This window comes from Clostridium sp. YIM B02569, from assembly GCF_022320765.1.
Lineage (GTDB): Bacteria > Bacillota > Clostridia > Clostridiales > Clostridiaceae > Clostridium > Clostridium beijerinckii.
The window spans coordinates 150,981-170,509 of sequence record NZ_JAKJJX010000010.1; the positions used below are offsets into that span (position 1 = coordinate 150,981).

28 protein-coding genes and 1 other RNA gene are annotated in these 19,529 nt (G+C 30.6%); 2 read left to right on the forward strand and 27 right to left on the reverse strand.

All coding sequences use genetic code 11. The features are described from left to right. Window positions 1-10 precede the first annotated feature (10 nt). The 24 genes from L3B96_RS11010 to L3B96_RS11125 form a co-directional block, all read right to left on the reverse strand. Entirely contained in the window at window positions 11-1,837 is a 1,827-nt protein-coding gene (locus L3B96_RS11010) for a terminase (RefSeq protein WP_238860892.1), read from the reverse strand. Window positions 1,838-1,876: 39 nt separating this feature from the next. After that, window positions 1,877-2,248 carry a hypothetical protein gene (locus tag L3B96_RS11015; protein WP_238860894.1) on the reverse strand — a complete coding sequence of 124 codons (372 nt, stop codon included), beginning with the start codon at window positions 2,246-2,248 and terminating at the stop codon, window positions 1,877-1,879. 371 nt (window positions 2,249-2,619) lie between these two features. After that, on the reverse strand, window positions 2,620-3,054 hold the full coding sequence (locus L3B96_RS11020; RefSeq protein WP_238860896.1) for a phBC6A51 family helix-turn-helix protein: 435 nt from the start codon (window positions 3,052-3,054) through the stop codon (window positions 2,620-2,622). Window positions 3,055-3,290: 236 nt separating this feature from the next. Next, entirely contained in the window at window positions 3,291-3,944 is a 654-nt protein-coding gene (locus L3B96_RS11025) for a hypothetical protein (protein WP_238860898.1), read from the reverse strand. Continuing rightward, window positions 3,941-4,123, reverse strand: a complete 183-nt coding sequence (locus tag L3B96_RS11030) for a hypothetical protein (RefSeq protein WP_238860900.1) — start codon at window positions 4,121-4,123, stop codon at window positions 3,941-3,943. The genes L3B96_RS11025 and L3B96_RS11030 overlap by 4 nt, the downstream gene beginning before the upstream one ends. Window positions 4,124-4,321: 198 nt before the next feature. After that, window positions 4,322-4,735: a sigma-70 family RNA polymerase sigma factor gene (locus L3B96_RS11035; RefSeq protein WP_077853813.1), complete on the reverse strand. Its 414-nt coding sequence runs from the start codon at window positions 4,733-4,735 to the stop codon at window positions 4,322-4,324. 31 nt (window positions 4,736-4,766) lie between these two features. Continuing rightward, complete coding sequence (locus tag L3B96_RS11040) at window positions 4,767-5,435, reverse strand: ERCC4 domain-containing protein (protein ID WP_238860902.1); 669 nt, start codon at window positions 5,433-5,435, stop codon at window positions 4,767-4,769. A gap of 12 nt (window positions 5,436-5,447) precedes the next feature. Continuing rightward, window positions 5,448-6,107 (reverse strand): hypothetical protein, encoded by a 660-nt coding sequence (locus tag L3B96_RS11045; RefSeq protein ID WP_238860904.1) that lies wholly within the window; start codon window positions 6,105-6,107, stop codon window positions 5,448-5,450. An 89-nt stretch (window positions 6,108-6,196) separates the two neighbouring features. Beyond that, window positions 6,197-7,180 carry a hypothetical protein gene (locus L3B96_RS11050; RefSeq protein WP_238860906.1) on the reverse strand — a complete coding sequence of 328 codons (984 nt, stop codon included), beginning with the start codon at window positions 7,178-7,180 and terminating at the stop codon, window positions 6,197-6,199. Between the two features lie 361 nt (window positions 7,181-7,541). Further along, entirely contained in the window at window positions 7,542-7,742 is a 201-nt protein-coding gene (locus tag L3B96_RS11055; RefSeq protein ID WP_077855560.1) for a hypothetical protein, read from the reverse strand. Window positions 7,743-7,782: 40 nt separating this feature from the next. Further along, window positions 7,783-7,989: a hypothetical protein gene (locus tag L3B96_RS11060; RefSeq protein ID WP_238860908.1), complete on the reverse strand. Its 207-nt coding sequence runs from the start codon at window positions 7,987-7,989 to the stop codon at window positions 7,783-7,785. A 132-nt stretch (window positions 7,990-8,121) separates the two neighbouring features. Continuing rightward, a complete protein-coding gene (locus L3B96_RS11065; protein ID WP_238860909.1) occupies window positions 8,122-8,547 on the reverse strand; it encodes a hypothetical protein in 426 nt (141 codons plus the stop codon). Next, a complete protein-coding gene (locus L3B96_RS11070; protein WP_238860911.1) occupies window positions 8,547-8,942 on the reverse strand; it encodes a RusA family crossover junction endodeoxyribonuclease in 396 nt (131 codons plus the stop codon). The genes L3B96_RS11065 and L3B96_RS11070 overlap by 1 nt, the downstream gene beginning before the upstream one ends. 11 nt (window positions 8,943-8,953) lie before the next feature. Then, window positions 8,954-9,688 carry an ATP-binding protein gene (locus L3B96_RS11075; protein ID WP_238860945.1) on the reverse strand — a complete coding sequence of 245 codons (735 nt, stop codon included), beginning with the start codon at window positions 9,686-9,688 and terminating at the stop codon, window positions 8,954-8,956. After that, a complete protein-coding gene (locus L3B96_RS11080) occupies window positions 9,627-10,412 on the reverse strand; it encodes a helix-turn-helix domain-containing protein (RefSeq protein WP_238860913.1) in 786 nt (261 codons plus the stop codon). The genes L3B96_RS11075 and L3B96_RS11080 overlap by 62 nt, the downstream gene beginning before the upstream one ends. A 12-nt stretch (window positions 10,413-10,424) precedes the next feature. Further along, complete coding sequence (locus tag L3B96_RS11085; RefSeq protein ID WP_238860915.1) at window positions 10,425-11,192, reverse strand: PD-(D/E)XK nuclease-like domain-containing protein; 768 nt, start codon at window positions 11,190-11,192, stop codon at window positions 10,425-10,427. Next, window positions 11,179-12,012: a RecT family recombinase gene (locus L3B96_RS11090; RefSeq protein WP_238860917.1), complete on the reverse strand. Its 834-nt coding sequence runs from the start codon at window positions 12,010-12,012 to the stop codon at window positions 11,179-11,181. The genes L3B96_RS11085 and L3B96_RS11090 overlap by 14 nt, the downstream gene beginning before the upstream one ends. Continuing rightward, a complete protein-coding gene (locus tag L3B96_RS11095; protein ID WP_238860919.1) occupies window positions 12,002-12,223 on the reverse strand; it encodes a DUF1540 domain-containing protein in 222 nt (73 codons plus the stop codon). The genes L3B96_RS11090 and L3B96_RS11095 overlap by 11 nt, the downstream gene beginning before the upstream one ends. 60 nt (window positions 12,224-12,283) lie before the next feature. After that, window positions 12,284-12,463: a hypothetical protein gene (locus L3B96_RS11100; RefSeq protein WP_173711408.1), complete on the reverse strand. Its 180-nt coding sequence runs from the start codon at window positions 12,461-12,463 to the stop codon at window positions 12,284-12,286. Beyond that, window positions 12,460-12,900 carry an aspartyl-phosphate phosphatase Spo0E family protein gene (locus tag L3B96_RS11105; RefSeq protein ID WP_238860921.1) on the reverse strand — a complete coding sequence of 147 codons (441 nt, stop codon included), beginning with the start codon at window positions 12,898-12,900 and terminating at the stop codon, window positions 12,460-12,462. The genes L3B96_RS11100 and L3B96_RS11105 overlap by 4 nt, the downstream gene beginning before the upstream one ends. Before the next feature lie 32 nt (window positions 12,901-12,932). After that, a complete protein-coding gene (locus tag L3B96_RS11110) occupies window positions 12,933-13,220 on the reverse strand; it encodes a hypothetical protein (RefSeq protein WP_238860923.1) in 288 nt (95 codons plus the stop codon). A gap of 18 nt (window positions 13,221-13,238) precedes the next feature. Beyond that, window positions 13,239-13,637 (reverse strand): hypothetical protein, encoded by a 399-nt coding sequence (locus L3B96_RS11115; RefSeq protein ID WP_238860925.1) that lies wholly within the window; start codon window positions 13,635-13,637, stop codon window positions 13,239-13,241. 1 nt (window position 13,638) lies between these two features. After that, window positions 13,639-14,751, reverse strand: coding sequence for a hypothetical protein (locus L3B96_RS11120; RefSeq protein WP_238860927.1), 1,113 nt, complete (start codon window positions 14,749-14,751; stop codon window positions 13,639-13,641). Between the two features lie 141 nt (window positions 14,752-14,892). Continuing rightward, window positions 14,893-15,150: a helix-turn-helix transcriptional regulator gene (locus tag L3B96_RS11125; protein WP_238860929.1), complete on the reverse strand. Its 258-nt coding sequence runs from the start codon at window positions 15,148-15,150 to the stop codon at window positions 14,893-14,895. 169 nt (window positions 15,151-15,319) lie between these two features. Here L3B96_RS11125 and L3B96_RS11130 point away from each other — a divergent pair, with 169 nt between their 5' ends. Together L3B96_RS11130 and L3B96_RS11135 are read left to right on the forward strand one after the other, a co-directional pair. Continuing rightward, a complete protein-coding gene (locus L3B96_RS11130) occupies window positions 15,320-15,640 on the forward strand; it encodes a helix-turn-helix transcriptional regulator (protein WP_238860931.1) in 321 nt (106 codons plus the stop codon). Window positions 15,641-15,645: 5 nt separating this feature from the next. Further along, the gene (locus tag L3B96_RS11135) at window positions 15,646-16,731 is read left to right on the forward strand and encodes a site-specific integrase (protein WP_238860933.1); all 1,086 of its coding nucleotides are present in this window, start codon (window positions 15,646-15,648) and stop codon (window positions 16,729-16,731) included. Window positions 16,732-16,750: 19 nt separating this feature from the next. On the opposite strand, the gene ssrA is transcribed toward L3B96_RS11135, so the two are convergent. The 3 genes from ssrA to L3B96_RS11150 all read right to left on the reverse strand — a co-directional run bounded on the left by ssrA (window position 16,751) and on the right by L3B96_RS11150 (window position 19,521). Next, window positions 16,751-17,108, reverse strand: a transfer-messenger RNA (tmRNA) gene (gene ssrA, locus L3B96_RS11140). A gap of 262 nt (window positions 17,109-17,370) precedes the next feature. After that, a complete protein-coding gene (locus L3B96_RS11145) occupies window positions 17,371-19,194 on the reverse strand; it encodes a PAS domain-containing protein (protein WP_173711287.1) in 1,824 nt (607 codons plus the stop codon). A 54-nt stretch (window positions 19,195-19,248) separates the two neighbouring features. Beyond that, window positions 19,249-19,521, reverse strand: coding sequence for an STAS domain-containing protein (locus L3B96_RS11150; protein WP_011968016.1), 273 nt, complete (start codon window positions 19,519-19,521; stop codon window positions 19,249-19,251). Between the last annotated feature and the right edge of the window lie 8 nt (window positions 19,522-19,529).

Genomic DNA, 19,529 nt, shown 5'->3' on the forward strand with positions numbered 1-19,529 from the left:
AATTCACCTCCTACCCGTATAAATCACTTAGTTTTCTAACTTTAAGTGGCCTTACTACTTTTATTTCCTTTAGAGCATTTTCTCCTTCTGAAATCATATCTATAAAGTCATCATGTGGAGTGTATTGCTGGCCTTGAAATTCAAGAACTTGTTTTACAGCTGCTGCACTGTCTTCACAATCAGAACAAATAACTATCTGACCATTATTCATAGGGTCCATAACAGTACTTATTTTTTCATCTTTATTTGTTCTTTGCATTTTATTGATAAATTCAATACGTCTGCCCCTTAATTTACGATTTTTATTAATTAATTCCTTTATCTTAAGAACATCAGCACCCATAAACGTATTTTTTTCAATTACAACATGGGTAATATTCTTATGTTTTTTAATAAAACCAACAGCTTTTTGGCAATAATCATCATATCCTAGCCTTTTCATGAGTAAATCTCTAACATAAGTAAAGTCATTTGTTGCCTTACTCATTACACCCATAGCAGTATAGTCATTTTTCTTACTTGTACTTGCTGCTGGATCTATAACTAGAATTGTTTTTAAGAATTTATTCCTTTCTATTTCTGCACTAGTTCTAGTTGAAACTGATTTAAACCACTTTTCACCTATAGCACTTGCATCATTCATAAGCTCTGACATGAAAGCCGCTCGATTTTCCCAGTACTTAACCGCTAAATCATTAAAGCAATCCCATTTTTCAGGCCACCAGGTTTCGAATTGCATTTCTTCCCTATGGTCCTCATAGAATTGCTTTGCTTTTTCTTTTCTTTCCTCTTTATTTAGTTTTTCATCAAAATATATATTATGGCATTGCAACCATAAACCGGGTTTAAATTCATTCTCGATTGTTTCTCCATATTCAAAGATATCTTCAACAGTTTCATCATCTTTAAGAATAATTGCACGTCTTAAGATACTATAGTAATCACCATTACGGCTCAATCTACTCATTAGACAATCGATATGCAATACTGTACCAATAGCAATAATCTTTGTAGCAGACTTTATTTTCTTGCCATTTCTATATACTGCCTTGTCTCCAACTTCTTCAACTTCCTTGGTCCATTTAGAGTATTGTTTTTCTCTTGCTGCATCTGTAAGAATGTTCTTTTCATCTTGAAAGTCATCACCGATAAATACAGTCGGTCTAATTCCTCCCCAATTCGCACCTCTGACAGATGTTCCAGAACCAACAGTTCTTATATAGGTTCCATTGGTAAACTCAACTTCATTGGCATTAACGGTATATCTTTCACCATTTACCTTTGCAGCCTTTATATCAATTAATTTACCAAAACATTTAATTATCTTTTGATTTTCATTGAATACTTTCTTAATGGAATCCAAGAATTGAGTTGCATCTGTATCGGTTTTGGCACCCAGTAAAGTAAATAAAGATTTTTTATAACAATGTAAATATACACTAACAGCCATATCAAATATTGTTGTCTTTGCAAATCCTCTAGGCTCAATTATTGCTGCTTTATCTCTTTTGTCCTTTACAAATATATCATTAGCTACATCCCATAATTCATAATGACCTTTAGAAAGTTGTCTAGCCACATTCGGCTTATGATCTTCTGGGTATGAATTGTCTTCATTCAATCCTTTAGGTACAAATATATCACTTATGAAATATAAGCAGAAAAATTCAATATCTTTTTCACCCAATGCCTTTGCAAGCCTGCCTAAATCCCTGTTATTGGCTTTTAATAGCTTATCAGCTGTCTCTTCATCATAATGCTTAGCGAGGTATCTATTTAACAGATATACCTCATATTTAAGCTCTGTATCGAATTTTAAGTTGTCAAAGTATATCATGTTATTCCTCCTTTTGGGCATAATAAAAGAACCCTATTTCTAGAGTTCTGATTCATATTTTTCTTTTAATTTAGCTTTAGTAACTTTTATTTCTTCTTGCAGTTTATCCATATTAAAAGCAGTTTCATCAACTAAGATTGCAAGTTTCTTTAATTCTTCTTTACTCATTCCATCAATTACAATATCTAAGGCTTTCTTGTGCTGCTCTGACCATTTATTCAACTTGATTACTTTTTCTCTAACCTCACGATCTGTAACATCAACCAAGTATTTAACTCCACAATTCTTACACCTAAAGAATCTAATTTGTATTCCGCCATTTAAATGTTTAATTTCGATCAAATCCTTAGTTTGTTTAATTTCAGACTTACATTCATCACAATATATTGTATTTTTGCCTTGCTTTATCACTTAATCAACCCCTTTACTCTATTTTAAGGTTCAAGTTTAAAAAATACTACAAAATTTTATGGAGCTTGCCACCCCTAGATTTTGGTTTTTTCAATTTTAGAACCTACCCACCCTACAGGATATATGATATAATTGCAATAAAAAAAGCACATAAAACAAGGGAAATAATTATTTATTTTTATTCATTTACCAGTGCATAAAACAATAATTATACACGAATTATTCACACTTTTTATGCATTTCTTTATTCATAAAATGCGAAATCTATTCTATTCCAGTAGGCAAGCCATTCTTTAAAATTCCAGTTTATGCAATTATTTCGCTAAATAAATCCTTTGCGAAATAACTTTGAATATTTCAGCCTTTCACAATTATTTAGCTTGGGAAATATCTATCACATTATTATCACTTTTAATCTCACTAACTAACTGATCTATATCAAGCTCGACGTTATTATCTTTATCATTGCTTACGTCCTGTATCTTATTAGTAGGAGTACCACAAAGTCTATTGATTGCGTATATGATAGCATCTAGTGAGGTCTTATCACTGCTGCTCTTAAGGGCAATCTTAATAAGCTTATCTGTTAGTGGGACAACCTGCGTTAATAATCTACCATCAACCTCAGATTTTAAACCCTGTCTGCATTTGTCAAGCTCGGCCTTAAACAATTCATCTTTATTCTTCCATGTCGATACTGTTTGTCTACTTACTCCAATAGTTGTTGCAACATCATTAACACTCTCACCTTCAACCAATAATTCAATTGCTCTTAGCTGCTTATCATTTAATTCTTTAGTAGCCATATTATCATAATCACCCCTTTTTACATCTTTACATCAAATTATATATAATTCTTACATAATATTACCCGTTTTATATATCTATCGTCTCCACTGTTAAGTTCTATCCAAATTCTTGAGTACTATTTCACATTCAAATAAAACCTCTCTATGCGCCTAATAAGTACATTGAAACAGATAGCATTATTCATTTACTAAAGGGGTACGGTCACTAGGAGATATATATTAATATATATGTACTACTCAACGTACCCCCTGATTAAATTCATCGTGTCAATATAAAGTTTGTTATCTTTGTTAACTTTATATTTCTTAACCTTGTAATAATACTTATTTTCTATAGTTCTTATTATTACGTCCAGTTCCCCTTTGGCTAATTGCAATTCAGCAAGGGTTATTTCACTCCGTGTATATTTATCTTGGAGTTTCTTAAATGCGTTCACATACGCTTTATTCTTCCAAAATGATTTGTATTCTTCAATCGTTACTTGAGACAGTTCTCCCAGCGCTTTATCCAATTTAAAGTAATAATAACCATCCTTTGAAATTATCTTTTTATCCTGGAGCGTATTATCCCACTTAATAACAGTGTTTTTATTTATCTTTACCTTGCTGGCTATATCGTCTATTGTGTCGGGTTCCTCAGCAGTTCTTATGTTGAAATAATTAATAAAGCATTCAGTTTTGCTAATATTATAGAGTTTATTAATTATCTGCTTATCTTTGCTTATTCCCAACTCGTATATTGTCTTTTTATTCTCAATGGATTTATTTAGCAAGATATAACCTCTTTCCAATAGCCTTTTTTCTAATGTATTGCGCCTTTCAATTTGCTTTAGAGCATTAAGATTAATATCTAACAAATCTTTTAATTCATTCCTGCAAACTTTCATCTTCTTTTTTCATTATTTTTAAAGCATTCCATTAGATCTCTATTATTGAATGGACAATAATAAAAGTCCATCTTCTCACATTCTTTTTCGCAATCTTTGCATTCATCCGGAGACTTAGCGCATATTATTTTTCCTTCTTTAAATCTCACATTCAATTTAACTTTCTTTCTTTTAGCCATGTTCTAAATCTCCTTTCGTTGAATCTAAGATCACATTATTTACCACGCAAAAAAGGCATCCAACTTAATGAATGCCTTCTAAAAGGGCTTTAATGAAATTCTTGACAATATTATTATATCTCACTTTTCCAGTATTTTTTACAGACTTTCTACTGTTTTCCTTCTGTTTTTCTACTGTTTTTCTATAATCAATAAATTTTAGGGTATATATTTCTTCATTTTCCTTATTGCCTCATATTCCATTTGCTTGATCCTGGAGTAACTTAAATTTAATTTTTGTTCAACTCTCCAGTATTTCTTGCGTTCTATTAGCACAATCTGGATTATTTCCTTTTCTTCATCAGTCAGCATTGTAAGTGCATTGTCAATTCGCCTTAATTCTCTCTTTTTAACTGCCTGTTGTCTATATAATTCTTCTTTCTTTTCCATTAACGCTTCCGCTTGTTGCTCAACACTAGAAGTTATCTTGTAGGTCTTTCCTGTTCTTTCCTCTGTACCTTGTCCACTTACTCCTAATATTTCTTCCTCAAGTTCTTGGACTTTTATATCAATCTCTTGTATGTCTGCTTTAAGCTCTTTATATTTCCGTATCCTATATACTGTGTTATCCATTTACTCACCTAACCTTCAAACTATGTTTCTTTTATAGCGCTGATTCTTCCAAAAACAAATCTGTATCTTCTATAAATCCTTTATGAACCAATACATTTCTCACTTCATATCTCAGAGTGTTATATATTTCGCATCCTATAAATTCCTTATCTATTGGCCTTATTTGAGTATTAAACTCACTTTGTAGGCCTTTAAGTCTTTTGTATAATCTATCTGGCTCGTATTTTGATCTATAACTAGATGAATCTCTTATATTTATATCAAAATTTTTGTCCTCCAAAAAAATGAAGAATCTTATATTGTATTTATTCAAGGTGGCAAATTCGTATTTTAGCCTGTTATAATCAGTCTTAAGTACTTTTTCTAAATACTTTTCTCCAAACAATTCGATTATTTCTTTTTTAATTTCATTGATGTTAGTCTTATTATCTTTTAAATTCATGGCCAATTCGTCAATACAAAATTTTCTTTCAATCACAATTTCATCAGTGAAATAAATATCCCTTATTTGTCCCTTAAAGCTTCCTATTGGTAACATACATGAATAATCCCCATATTTAAGCGTTTGTATTTTAAAGGGTCTTTTCCTCTTTCTTAACCATTGGATTACATGTTGATTCGCTTGCTCTCTTGTATCTACTAAAATAACCAATTTATTTAGTAATTCTGTTGTTTCTGTCTCTGTAAACTTATATCTCATTTATCTGCCCTCCTATGCTATCTTTCTTACACATTTATAATAAAAGGCTGTATGCTTTCCATTCCAAACTACATTTACAGTTTCACCGTTGTTATACATGCTTACTATCTTTCCTTTATGTTTCTCTTCGCTATACATAAATTCAACTGTATCGCCTATATTTAGGTTTTCATCTTTTATTTCTAACGGAACAACTTCATCCTCTTTATATACTGGCTTCTGTTCCCACTCTATTATCCATCCGCGAGGTGTTATAACTGTAGTTTTCTCACCAGGTACTATTATATTTGCATCACCTTTACGCTTTATATATCTATCTGGATTCATCTCTCCTAATTTTTTGAGCTGCATTTCATTTAAAGTTTTGTCTTGGTTAACAATAAGAATTTCATCTGCTGGTATCAATCCTACATCTGTACCTAAATCAAATTCATGCACGCCTTGTCCATTAAAATACTTTGTCTTATCTTCTAATTCAACAAGTAATGCTCCAGAAACAGTTTTTATGATTCTATTGCAGCTCTCTTTATAAAGGTTTATTATCTTCTGGAAGTGGTCTTCATTCATCTCTTGTTTATCAACTATAACTTTTTCTTTAGGCTTTATAATAGGTTCTTGAATTGGCATATTAAATAAATCAATTTGCCCTTCTAGCACAATTATTTTCTTCAAAATTATCTCGCCTTCTTTTTCACTTGATTTTCATATGATAATAAAGACTTGTAACAATAGTGTTATTTACCCTATTTTAGTATTGCGAATTAGATTGCACATTCAAAAGTGCTATTAGAGTTATAAATTTTCAAACTCTCTCTGATCCGCTCCTGGTTCTTATGTCTTTTATTTAAAAATATTTCAAAATCAATACTCTTAAAGAAACTTGGCTGATTACAATATGCTGCATAATCTATATAAAAGTTTCTTTCTTCACTATCCCAGCAATTAACATCTCTCATAACATAAGGTAGACACTTATTTTTTCTGCACCATTCAACTCTATGAATTAATAATGGTATACTCATATCTTTGTTATGGTAGATATAAAATTTAACTTTCCAATCCTTAGGAATATATTTCTTTATGATTTTTAATTGCTTTTCCAATAGTGATTGGTATTTAGGATCATCAAAAGCAAATATATATTCACCCATGTAATTAAGTTCTGATAGTAACTTAGCATTATCTTCATTAATCAATCTAAAGTCTAATCCTTGGTTAAATTCACATCTGATATTATGTTCTATAAGATATTTAAATACTTCCATGTGCTTGTCATAAGCAAGTATATTGTTATCTAGAAACTTAACCTTATGATGTTTAATAATGCTCTCTAGAGAGTTATAAACCTTTAATTTCCCCTCATATTTGGGTACCTTGCAGAAAAAGCAATTTCTTATACATCCTCTAGTGAGGAATCCATAGCTTGTATCTTCTTCTGGATAATAAAATGGTTCTGTTTGCTCTATCTCTATAGGCAATTTTAATGAAGGATTTATTGAACCAATACCACCATATTCAACATTATTACAACCTAATATTTCAAATCTATCTTGATTAATTTCAAAGATATTGCTGGAATAAACTTTATCAAACCCAGCTGCATCAACTATTACTTTTTTTCTATCTGGATAACCATCCAACTTTAAATCTTTCATAACTACCTCATGATCATCTTTAAAATAGTTATACATTCGCCTTATTGCTATATTAAATTTTGAATCTACATTAACTAATAATATTTTCATTTTCCCCTCCACGTCTGGAGGTATGGCCATACATTTATCTAGAATTACTCCGATTTTTATTTTTGAATAAACTTATTTTTCTTGGTTATAATAAAAATAATTGAATATTACATTCAGCGTTGAATGGAGGTGACTTCATTGACTAAGGAGATTTTTAAAAAAGCTATAGCTTTTATTCTTGCAATAATTATTGCTATAGAAACTGTACTAATCTTCTTCATCTAGAGTGAAGACTTATAGCTAATAGCTATAAGTATGTGAAACTAAATAAAATATATATAACTCTAGAAAGTCATGAAGTCATTTTTTATTTATAAACTATTACTTAAACTAATACGCCATATCTACATATGGTGTACTATTACCAATTTTGATTTCTTATTTTTTTACCAATTACTAATTGATTGTTTTTATCTAATTCAGCTTGAAAATATCCTTTGCATTTATTACCTAATACTTTATCTATATCAGGATCCAAAGTATCTTGATACATTATTTCTCTATCCTCACTATAGATAAGCATACTGTTATCATTTAGGGATTTTTGTATTTTCACTATCATATTTCAAATCCTTTCTTTGCTCTTTCAACATGAAACGATTTTAACTTCCCAAATAAGGAACATCTCGTTCTCTCCATGCAATAACTTTAACTTGATTCCACCTGTCTCCCCATGCATGGACTTCGGAATCTTTATTGAAATTGCACATCTCCACATGACGTTTATTGTTGCAACCTTTTATTGTAACTTCAAATCTTCCACTTGAAGTAGGTAGCTTATCATTTACCGAAATCCACTTTCTACCCAAAATATTACCTCGTTTCTTTGTAACATCTACATATTATGTTGAGGGGAATAATCCCCCTCTTAATTTGCAGTAACCTTAACATTAGCAATTGTAATCCCTGCTGCTAACACTCCTAGTCCTGCAAGAACTCACTTACTCTCTATTTTTATTTATATCCATGAAATTCATTTGCGGATTTATTAGTGGTTGCACTACATATTTGCCATTTATATCATCCCATACAACTTCTTTATTCTCGTCATAGCAACCTTTTGAGTTATATTGTTTCTTTAAAGTTGATGTTATCTTGTGTTCAAAATTAGGTTTTTTATATTCATACTTATCATTTATTATATTGCCATAATCATCTGTTGCAGGTATTTCCTTGTAAGCATCTCTTATTTTCAATTCGAGTTTAAGAGATATTTCTCCGCTTGCAAATTCGCCATTATATACACTTTTTATAACTCTTTGTATTTCCTCATTTAAATCAGTTAACATTGCATTAAATACAGGGCTATCAATATCTATACTTAATACTCTCTTACTCAAATCCGCTAATTCACTTGTTTTACCCATTATCTTATTCCCTCCAATTCAAATTCGACTCTTTCTAATTCTTCAGTAAATACTTTCTTAACAATCAATTCTGTGACCTGACTATCATCTTTATAGGCAATTTTATTTAAACTATCCAAAATAACCTTAGCCACATTATCAATATCAGGTTTCTTCTGTGGACGCTCTATCCCTGACCTTATCGCTTCTAACCTTTTCTTTGAATAACTCTTAGGTATTTTGTAGTAAGCTATAATTGTTGCCTTTATAGAACCCTCTAAATACCTTCTATCCTGTTGTTGATAACAAATTCTTACCCAATTTTCATAAGTCACTGTATCTTCAGGAGTTGTTGCATGTCCATTAAAAAATCTAGGCCGTCCTTTGCCTTTTATTGTTCCTTCAACTACTACCATTTGTTTCTCCTTTATCTTAACCTATAATTATTTTCCGTTCCTTCAATCTCAACTATAAAGTCTTTAGACATTTCATATATCCTGCTGCCTATTGCCTCGTCAAAGCTTAAAAGTTTCTCAACTGTAAACTCTGTAGACACTATTAAAGGTAAATGATTAAGGTATCTATAATTTATTAATTCAAACATTATGTTAATATCTGTTTCATTAACCTTTCCTTTATATAGATCGTCTAATAGCAGCACTTCACAGGTCTGGTATTTGCTTAATGTTTTTTTATAGTATTCTTCATCTATCATATTTTGTTTTAGGCTTGTCACTATATCTCTATAAGGCATATACACAACTCTTATATCTTTCTTTAAAAAGTTATTTGCTAGTGCTAGAGCCATATGAGTTTTACCACTTCCAGGATTGCCACAAAGCAAGATTGAATTCCTTCTTTCAGTTCTTAAAGTATTAAAACTTTTATAATATTCTATTGCCTTTGATTTCATTTCCTTAGACTTATTAGACCATTCTTCAAAGTTACTAAAAGACTTTCCTAGGTTATCTGTATTAATTCCACTATTCTGCCATAGCCTTTTTATCTTTTCATTCTCCAAGCACTTACACGGTGTCATTAAGGGCTGTTTATCTATCTGAGGCGTTATTATATAGCCTGTATCTCTACATAATTCACATTTATATAGGTTCGTCTCCTGTTGATTCTGTATAGCTTGGCTTCCATTCTGGGATTTTAACATTGAACTTCTTTTCACTTGATCCAGTATTCTGTTTAGTGACTCCATAACTCTCTCCCTTTAACTCATAGATTCCTTTCCAGCTATTCATAATAGATTTATCAAGAATTTTAATTTTGACAGAATCATTAGTTGTAAGTTTATCTAATTGATTTAACATTTTTTTAAGACCTAACGTTGTGATAGCTGCTTTTATTCCTTTTCTCATTTTTATAAATTCATAAATGTTAATTCTCAATTCCTCATTAGTTGTATATTCAGTTATTAAGGTATCAAAATCACTAGGCTTTTTCTTTTTTAAATTAGATTTGTTATTGTTATTATTGTTATTGTTATTATTGTTATTGTTTGTGTCCTCATTTTGTGTATCTTCAAATTGTGTATCTTCATTTTGTGTATCTTCAAAATGAGGACGTAGAGAAATGTTCAATACATATAGATTACTCATAACCCTTTGACCTTTACGTCTGGGTTGTATACTTATATATCCATACTTAATAAGTTCATCTCTATATTTGTAATATCTATTTTTAGATATCTTTAAATAATGTAATATGGTTTCCACTGAAGGATATACTCCTTGTCCAACTCCACTAAATGAGGTTAAGAATGCATATATTGCTTTTGATTCAATAGACAGATTTTCATCTAACGCAACCATCTTTGGCATTATTCCATAACCTTTAGACATTACTCCTTCTATTTTGAAGTAGTTTTCTTCTTCCATTGGCTCTCCTCCCTATAAATCTTCAATAGTGAATATCTGACTTACATATAATGTTTTTCTGCACTGGTCACATAAACCACACGCAATTGGTTTTTCTTCTCCACTTTTAACTTTTATAATACGCCCGATGTTATACTCAATTTCCTCAAGCTTTGGTATTGTGTACCTTTCGTCTACTTTAATTATTGCTTTAAGTGGGTTATCATTCTTTTCTACTGCAACAATGTATGGAATTAAATCTTTGCCAAATTGCTGTTTAATTAATTCTCTGTAAATTGCCATTTGTTCTACGTATCCGTAATGCTCAATAAAAGTTAATCCAGCATATTTTTTATGGATCCCTTGGGTTGTTTTTAAATCTGTAAAGAATCCCTTTTCTAAATTCAATACATCAACCATTCCACGCCACTTAATACCAAATAATTCGCCTTGAATAATCACTTCTTTTTCACCTTGTAAAAATTTCATACAATTTGAATCATCTTCTAAGGACTTAACCATTGTTTCAGCTACTTTAAAAGTCGATTTTAATTTCCCTTTAGTTTTGCCTTGAGTTGAATATAAGCTTGGATTTTCTTTTTTAAAATCATCTAAAGTTCCTTCACTCCATGAATGAATATATTTGCCTAATAGGAATGCATCACTTTCACTCTGTTTATATTCCCCTTTTAGCTTTGCCATAGCCATTAATTCACATTGCTTAAATAGTTTGTACTGTGATACTGACATAGTGCTTAAATCGGCTTCTAGGCTGTAATAGTTCTCTTTAGTTATCCTCATATTCATTAACCTCCTCAAATGGAGTATCTACAAAATCAGTTTGTTTAACAATGTCCTCATTATCCTCTAACTCTTTTTCAAGATCACTTTTTTCCGTAGCAGCTTCTTTTGGCTTTTCATTTTCAAATTCCATATCCGAACCTTCTTCCCATGCTTCAAGCTGCTTAATGTTATCAAAATCAATATTTATATGTTTGCAAAGTCTTCTCAAAACAGTCTTTTTGGCCATTTCACCAAAGCTCTTTACCCATGCAGCAGAAAACTTCCCATACTTATCCTTTTTGCTCCAATTGTCTCGAATATACTCAACCTCTTCCTTAGACATGGTTTCGTATTCCATCGCACCATCTTCGTAATAAACAACTGCAAAAACTCCCGTAATATCATCATTATTAAATGGCTTTGGCTTAAAGTTTATATATGGCTTACCATGGTCAACACCTTCTTCAAACTCATCACCATAACGAACTAGCTTTGCATAAATATCCTTAATTTTTTTAGAACTAAACTTCCTAACAAGCTTGGTTTCGCCTTTGTAATCTGTCATAAATTCTGGTTTGCCCTTATAGGTAATTACATAGCATTCATTGTTAGCAAAATCTAAATCCAGATATGCTCCACGCATTATACATTTAGCAAGGTTAAACTCCTGCCCTTTCATATTTTCTAAGTTAACAGTATTTAAAACCCTTAAAACATTTTGCTTAAACCTAAGTCCATTAAACCCTTCTGGAAGTGCTTGCTTTTCTATTTCTAACATGCTAGTTAATTTTTCATTTACTGCACCTATTACGTATTTCTGTACTTGATTATTTGCCAACTACATCAGCCTCCTTATTAAAATCTTTAGAATCAACTTCTCTACCTTTTTCACACATCCAAAAGGAATCATATTTATAACTGTCGCATTTTAATCCTTCAAGTTCCTCATTATCTTCTTCATAGTCAAAGCTCTTAAGTTCTATTGCAGGCGCTTTACACATTCCATCCTTGTAATTAATGCAAGTTTTCCACTGACATCTAACTAACACTTGAATTCCTCCTCTCATGTGTTATAATGTTTTTGAAAATATTTATATAATCCATTTGCGCTATCTTGGAATACTTTGGTCGGTTTCCTTGATAGCTTTTTTGTTTTTACTGCCACATTGTCCATAATCATCTGTTGCAATAATAAATTCAGTAATAACAATTTTAGGTTCATCCTTAATGCAGACATAATCACCTTCGCCTATATATGTGCATTCATCGCAATCTTCACATTTTTTCATAGCCTAGACCTCATTTCTACAACAATCAATTCATCTAGTTGCTGACTTATTTTAATAGTTGTATCAGACTGTGGTCCATTTACTGAAATACTAATATGCATCCTTTCCCTTAGTTCATCGATAGCTTGTTCAATTATTGATTTGCTTAAATCACAAGCTTTGAACTTAACCATAATACCTTCTCTTTTAACGTCTTCTAGCTCCTCAATTTCCAATGTTTCAGCTCTTCTGTAATAAGGTTCATTAGTTACTTTTATTGATTTTACCTGTACGCCTTGCGCCTCTAATCTTCGCTTTAAATCTAATGCACTTGTAATATCATCTTTTTCAATTTTAGTAAGTAATGCATCAACCTCTTTTTCATTTAAGCTTGTTTCAATATCAATAAAATTTAATCTGTTTACTGTCTCATCAACGTGTAATCTGTATTTTGACATTTTATAATCCCTCCTTAAATATTTGGTTGTGGTTACATAGATTCTTTTTCTACCCAACCTTCACAATTTGTATATGGTTGTTCTGGCAAATCTCCTGTTAAATCACAATATTTTAGTGCTGGTACATATTCGTTAGGGCACCCTTCTAATTCTGGATGAGGTTCTGAATAAGGTGCCTCATATGTGTAATTAGCGCATGTTAAACAAGTTTTATTTTTAGGATTATACCAGCATATTTGTTCATGCTTTTTCATTTGAGTTGGGTTAAATAATCTTTTTTTGTGGCAATGTTCACATTCAAAAATAGTTCTTTCTACCATTGTTCCACCCCTAATCTATTAATTATTAACTTCTTTAAATGATACTTGTCCTGAAAGTTCATCTCTTCTTCTTTGAACTTTTTTCTTAGAAATATTAAGACCTTTATATTTTTTATTTAACTGGATTTCAATGTTTTTTAATGCTTTTAAATCAGTTGTAGTTTCGATATTAAAATATTTTGAATTTCCGCTATCATCTTTGCAGCTAAAACAAGTTCTAACACCTTTATTATCACGATATGTTGCCATTAAATTATTGGCTGTCCTTCTTAACGCTTGTTCCCTAAGCTTACGGATATTAAATATATAGTGTGGTCTTAATAGATCTACAACATCATCTGTAGTTATTTCTCCGCCAAGCTCGTCCATCTGCTCTAGTATCTTTTCTTTGGCCTTTTTTTCTAATGCTTCACTCATATTACTTACCTCCTTTAAAATAGTTCTGTATCTTAATTAAATTTTGGATAGCTGAATTAATATCTTGTAATTCTATTTCTACAATATCTGTAGTATTAGCTATTGCCCCCCATGCCATTAATGCCTCTATGTCTGTACTTAATAATGCTACTTTACTAATTGCATCGCGATATTTTTTAGAATGCTTTATACAATCATTAAATTGATCCATTGTTAGGGTATTGAAGTCTTCAATTCCAAAAATATGAGCTTCTTTTGGTTTCCTGAATTTATCTAGTACAACCGCATTTTCAGGAAGGTTCTTTTGAATTTCTGCTAACTTCTTTTTTTCTTCATTCTCTTGCTGTTCTTTTTCTAATTGCTCCTGGTACTCTTTTTCATATTCAGCATTCTTTTTTTCTGCTTCTATAGCTGATTTAGTAAGAACATAAGCACTATTAATTGTTATGTCTCCCTTTTTAACCTGTTGCTTAATTTCTTCTGGAGCTTTTTCTTCTATGAGTTCAACTTTATGGATGGTCCCTTCTGATACTCCTGCAATTTTGGCAATTTCTTTCCTTGTATTTATTGACTCTATTGTTTTTATTTTTTCTTCATTTATCTCTGAAAAATCAACTTGTCCATCTATTGGCTGATTTCCATCAGAATCAACTACTCTTGTGTTATCTTCAGTTTCCTCAAAATCTTCTTTATCTTTCCGTTTTGTCAAAACGGTATTTTGTTTAAGGTTTGACAATGTTGACAAACCTTTTTCAGGTCTACCTTCTGATAATTTTTGATTTTCCTTAGCTCTAGCTTCTATTACTGGCTTAAATTTCAATGCTATTTGCGCTAACTCATACTTAGTTAAATTCCTTCTATTCTTTTGATTCATCCAAATCCATTCCATAGCCTCGAGCCTGTCCTTAAATTCCATTTCAACTATATCGAATTGAATATTATTCCTTGTGCATATCTCATGCCTGTGATGACCATCTATCAAAATGTTCTTCCACACAGTTAGTGAATTTATGCAACCATTTTTAATTATGTCTTTTTCAAGCTCTTCTTTTTGTTCCTCTGATAATGGAGGTAGTAAGTCTTTAAACTCATTGTCAATAATTAAATCATTCATTTTTATAATTTCCTCACTTCCTTCTATACTTAAATTTAATATTTACTCTTAGCTGAAAATCACAAGGTTGTAATTGCTTTGAGTTGTGAGATATGATAAATAAGATTTGTAGTTTTTGAGGTTTTAACTTAAGCAAATTAATTAATTGATAGTGTTTTTTTCTTCTTTGTTACACTTTGGTACCATAGGATTAAAAAAAATTTCTTCGACTGATAAGCCGAATGCTTTTGCAATACTTGAAGCTTCTAACATTGTCCATTTTGGTATTTTGCTGTTTAATCTTCTTTGCAAAGTAACGGATGTCATTCCTGTTTTTTTAGAAAGAGTTAATTGAGTCCAATTTTTATATTTTAGTAGTAATTTTATATTGTCATTTGCATATATTAAATCTTTTATCATATATTGTTTACCTCCTTTTGTTACTTCTTGGTATCAGTATATTTCTATTCAGGCACCAAGTCAATACTTTTTTGAAGTTTTTTTGTTTTTTTTTGTACATTTGTATTGCATTTTGGTAACACTTATAATATTATATATTGTATAGTAAACACAAGAAAGGATATCAATAATGAAACAGGTAAGTTTAGAAATTTTTGCAAAGAGATTAAAAAAATTAAGAGAAGAACATGGGTTAAGTACACGTGCATTAGGAGAAATAGTTGGAACTAGCAATGCAACAATCTCACGTTATGAAACTGGCAAACGTGATCCTGATTTAGTTTTAGTTCATAATATAGCTAAATATTTTAATGTAACTATTGAATATTTATGTGGTGAGGATGTTAATTCTGATGAAGAAAGCCTAATTAATATGTTTTCTAAATTATCGGAAGAATCAAAAAAAGATGCTATTAAATATATTACATATCTATATGAAAAAGAAAGGTGATAAGTATGGAAGGCTCTGTTACAAAACGCAAAGATGGACGTTGGCAGGGAGTTGTTGACGTTCCTACATTAACAAAAAAAAGAGTTAGGAAATATGTTTATGCAACTACACGTCAAGAGTGTAGAAAAAAATTAAATGCATTAATTGAAGAAATAGAAAATGATGGTGTTTTAAATCCAAGCAAAATAACTTTTACAGAATTTGCACAAATTTGGCTAGATACTTATTGTATAAATTTATCTCCCACCACTTTGAACGGATACAAAATAAGTATATTTACGTATGCCTGTAAACATATAGGTGATGCTATTATGTCCAAGATACTCCCAATTCACATCCAAGAAATGATAAATGAATTTTCTAAAACACATTCCCAAAAAACATGCCGAAATTTACTTTCAGATATAGGTGGCGTATTTAAATATGCAATACTTAATAAAACTTTAAAAAATAATCCCTGTGAAGGAATTAAAATTCCAAATGATATAAATAAATATGAATATTATATATACAATGAGGATGAATTTAACTCTTTATTAGATCTAGTTATTGATACAAAAGAGGAAATTCCAGTTTTATTAGCAGGATTATGTGGATTGAGAGTTTCTGAAATTATGGGTTTAACTTGGAATGATATAAATTTTGATAAGAGAATAATTTACATAAGAAAGGCATATGTACATGTAAATGGCGATGTTATAGAGAAGAATACAAAAACCAGAACATCATATAGGGAAATTATTGCCCCTAAATATGTAATAGAAAGGCTTTCTTTATATAAAAACGTAGGATTTGTTTACCCTAAAAAAGATGGGACTGCAGAGAATGGCGGTAATTATAGCAAAAGATTTTCTAGAATGTTAAAAAATGCTGGTCTTCCTCATACTCGTTTCCACGACTTAAGACATTTCAATGCAACTATGATGCTTAAAAACGGTATAAGCGATAAAGAAGCGGCCGAAAGATTAGGTCATTCAGATACAAATATGACTAAAAAATATCAACATGTATTATCTAATATGAAAACTAAGTCAGCAGATATCCTTGACTCTATTGTAAAACGTTCGGATGTCAAAAAGGATGTCAAATAGCCGTAAACCTAGGCATTTATGGTGGAGGCGACGGGTGTCGAACCCGTGTCCGAAAGTAGATTGATTTATCTTTCTCCGAGTGCAGTCTAAGTTTTAAAATTCCCTCAAAGTATCGCCCTTAGACAGGCTATACTTCTCAGTAGCTTCATGAATACCCCTCTAGCTCAAAGCTTTGCTAGGCTTCGTTTCCCACTTTAATGACACCAGTGATCCAAGCCGTAGGCAACCTGGGCTGATGAACAGCTATTAAACTAAGCTGCTAATGCAAAATTATCTTCTGCGTTTACATTTAGTGCATACTTTTTTAACGAGGCTCCATGCGTCCCTCGACTCGCTTAACAAACCCTTCTTACCCCCGTCGAAGCCAAAACGCCCCCAAGTTAAAGATGGTTTAATAACATATTTTGTTTTCAAAGAAATGTTCATCTTGTATAACCTATTCTAACTTAATAGATGCTAAGTGTCAACTGGTACATTGTTACTTAGTTAGAATCAACAATCAAAAAATCCTGTATTATAACTTAAAATCATTAAATACTTTTATTAAAAAATTTTACAAATTTTAAGTTTTAAATTAATAATCAAAGGATAATATTTATTATAAATTTTATCCTTTGATATAAATCAATAAATCTTAATTTACTTTATTTCTATTGCAACCATTGTACAATCATCTTTTAATTTTCCACTCTCTAAAATACTATCACTTAAGAAATCATCTAAGTAATTCTTAAATTCAAATATGCTTGCATCCCTCATATATTCCTGTATAACTTTATCCTCTTCTAGAATAAAATCTAATCCATCAGTAAAAAAGAAAATTTTATCTCCTGATTCAAAAAAGATCGTTTGCTCACAGAATTCACTATTATCAAACATACCTAGAAAAGATCCTTCTACAATCTTCTCTTCTAAACTTTCTCCTTTTTTTTGAAAAAGAAATTGATTAATTCCCGCTCCAACTACTCTAAGCTCATTACTATTAAAATCCATGCTAAAACAACATACAGCAACATAATTTTCTTCGTAATATTTTACTAACTTCTTATTTAAATTTTTTACTATCTCCATTGGATCATGGTGACCCTTATTAACTTCTTGAAAACACAAAATATCAAATGCAGAAATATTTAGAGCTGCCGATATCCCCTTACCTCTAACATCAATTATCATTCCAATAATAAAGTCTTCGTTTATTTCATAAATTCTATAGAAATCCCCACTAATTGTATGGGCTGGCATATACACACTCATAGTATCAATAAATTTTTGAGCAGGAAATTCTTTTTGAAGCGTACTCCTTTGTAACTCAGCAGCTTTCTTTATATCTCGCTTCATTTCAGTAATATCCCTTATTGCTGCCAATATGGCTTGGTTACCTTCGTATAATATGTAGCTATATGAAACTTGAACATTTATTAATTTATTATTTGGAACGTAGAAGTCATAATCATAAATTTCTTTCATTTTTCGTTCAGATATTATATTTCTAAATACTTTATGCAAAGCCTTTTTATATTTGTCTTCAAAATGTCTATATACATTACTCCCAATCAAATCATCATAAAGCGTTGCAAACAAATTACAGGCTTCATTATTAGCTAAAGCAATTTTATTGTCTACTATAATAATTACAGCATCGGGTGAATTATCAATTATTTGTTTATATCGTTCCCTGCTATCTTTAGTTATGTTATCAAGCATTTTTTTCTCTGTTATGTCTCTAAGCCTCTCAACAATAAATAATAATTCTCCATTTTTATCTAACACCGGATTATAGCATACATCCATAAATTTATTTAATTCTGGAATATATCTTTCACGCGATAGCATTTTCTTAGTCGCCACTACTTCTTCAAAAGAACAATCTAAGCATTTTTCGTTTCTAGATAGCACCTCATAACACATTTTTCCCTTTATTTCTTCTGAGGTTTTATTATAAAACTCATACCCTGCTTCATTAAAAAAAGATATAGTATAATCTGTATTGTATACTTTTATTACATCAGGTATTCCATTTAATATTCCTTTAAGCTCTTCTTCTAATATTTTGTATTCAGTAATATCAGTTGCAATTACTAAAGCAAAATCTTTTTCTTCATGACTAAATATAGATATATTAGATTTAGCGTAAATACGTTTTTCATCCTTTGCTTTTAATGTAAGCTCTATTTTATCGCATACTCTCTTATTACTTAAATTTTCAAATATACTAATCTTATCTTCTATATTAGTTAAGTTCAAAACATTTGAAGGTAAAATTTTAATAAGTTCCTCTCTAGAATAACCCAATTTACTACAAACTTTATTATTAAAATCTATAAAGTTCTTTGGAACAAATTCCTTGCTAATCTCAATTACAAACACTAACTCATTTACCTTGTCCCAAATTTCTTTGTAATTACTTTGACTTATTTCTACGCTTTCATCTAATGTTTTTATACTTTCTTTACCCTCACGCATACAATCGAAAGTCCTTTCTATCTGAATTTCACTTCATAAAAACTCCAGATATTTTTACGGACAAATTTCAAATACCTTATCTAACCTTGTTAATTTAAATAACTTCTCAACTTCTGGCTTTAGTCCTTTTAATTTTATACTTCCATTCTTTTCAGCGCATTTTTTATAAACAGCTACTAATGCACCAAGTCCTGTACTATCTATAAAATTACAATCATTAAAATTGAATATAAAATTCTTTTGTCCTTCATCTATTAATTTATTTACTTTTACTCTAAAATTTGCGACTTCATCAACAACAAAGTCTTTTGGTATACTTATTTCCATCAATTATC

Excerpts from the sequence above, each read along its gene's own strand:
- L3B96_RS11010 (WP_238860892.1), bottom strand. The coding sequence starts at position 1,837 with ATGATATACTTTGACAACTTAAAATTCGATACAGAGCTTAAATATGAG.
- L3B96_RS11040 (WP_238860902.1), bottom strand. The coding sequence starts at position 5,435 with ATGAGATATAAGTTTACAGAGACAGAAACAACAGAATTACTAAATAAA.
- L3B96_RS11125 (WP_238860929.1), bottom strand. The coding sequence starts at position 15,150 with ATGATAAAAGATTTAATATATGCAAATGACAATATAAAATTACTACTA.
- L3B96_RS11135 (WP_238860933.1), top strand. The coding sequence starts at position 15,646 with ATGGAAGGCTCTGTTACAAAACGCAAAGATGGACGTTGGCAGGGAGTT.
- L3B96_RS11030 (WP_238860900.1), bottom strand. The coding sequence starts at position 4,123 with ATGGCTAAAAGAAAGAAAGTTAAATTGAATGTGAGATTTAAAGAAGGA.
- L3B96_RS11130 (WP_238860931.1), top strand. The coding sequence starts at position 15,320 with ATGAAACAGGTAAGTTTAGAAATTTTTGCAAAGAGATTAAAAAAATTA.
- L3B96_RS11150 (WP_011968016.1), bottom strand. The coding sequence starts at position 19,521 with ATGGAAATAAGTATACCAAAAGACTTTGTTGTTGATGAAGTCGCAAAT.
- L3B96_RS11050 (WP_238860906.1), bottom strand. The coding sequence starts at position 7,180 with ATGAAAATATTATTAGTTAATGTAGATTCAAAATTTAATATAGCAATA.
- L3B96_RS11100 (WP_173711408.1), bottom strand. The coding sequence starts at position 12,463 with ATGAAAAAATGTGAAGATTGCGATGAATGCACATATATAGGCGAAGGT.
- L3B96_RS11145 (WP_173711287.1), bottom strand. The coding sequence starts at position 19,194 with ATGCGTGAGGGTAAAGAAAGTATAAAAACATTAGATGAAAGCGTAGAA.
- L3B96_RS11075 (WP_238860945.1), bottom strand. The coding sequence starts at position 9,688 with ATGTTAAAATCCCAGAATGGAAGCCAAGCTATACAGAATCAACAGGAG.
- L3B96_RS11110 (WP_238860923.1), bottom strand. The coding sequence starts at position 13,220 with ATGGTAGAAAGAACTATTTTTGAATGTGAACATTGCCACAAAAAAAGA.
- L3B96_RS11115 (WP_238860925.1), bottom strand. The coding sequence starts at position 13,637 with ATGAGTGAAGCATTAGAAAAAAAGGCCAAAGAAAAGATACTAGAGCAG.
- L3B96_RS11055 (WP_077855560.1), bottom strand. The coding sequence starts at position 7,742 with ATGATAGTGAAAATACAAAAATCCCTAAATGATAACAGTATGCTTATC.
- L3B96_RS11085 (WP_238860915.1), bottom strand. The coding sequence starts at position 11,192 with ATGAGGATAACTAAAGAGAACTATTACAGCCTAGAAGCCGATTTAAGC.
- L3B96_RS11025 (WP_238860898.1), bottom strand. The coding sequence starts at position 3,944 with ATGAAAGTTTGCAGGAATGAATTAAAAGATTTGTTAGATATTAATCTT.
- L3B96_RS11105 (WP_238860921.1), bottom strand. The coding sequence starts at position 12,900 with ATGTCAAAATACAGATTACACGTTGATGAGACAGTAAACAGATTAAAT.
- L3B96_RS11020 (WP_238860896.1), bottom strand. The coding sequence starts at position 3,054 with ATGGCTACTAAAGAATTAAATGATAAGCAGCTAAGAGCAATTGAATTA.
- L3B96_RS11035 (WP_077853813.1), bottom strand. The coding sequence starts at position 4,735 with ATGGATAACACAGTATATAGGATACGGAAATATAAAGAGCTTAAAGCA.
- L3B96_RS11065 (WP_238860909.1), bottom strand. The coding sequence starts at position 8,547 with ATGGGTAAAACAAGTGAATTAGCGGATTTGAGTAAGAGAGTATTAAGT.
- L3B96_RS11070 (WP_238860911.1), bottom strand. The coding sequence starts at position 8,942 with ATGGTAGTAGTTGAAGGAACAATAAAAGGCAAAGGACGGCCTAGATTT.
- L3B96_RS11120 (WP_238860927.1), bottom strand. The coding sequence starts at position 14,751 with ATGAATGATTTAATTATTGACAATGAGTTTAAAGACTTACTACCTCCA.
- L3B96_RS11080 (WP_238860913.1), bottom strand. The coding sequence starts at position 10,412 with ATGGAAGAAGAAAACTACTTCAAAATAGAAGGAGTAATGTCTAAAGGT.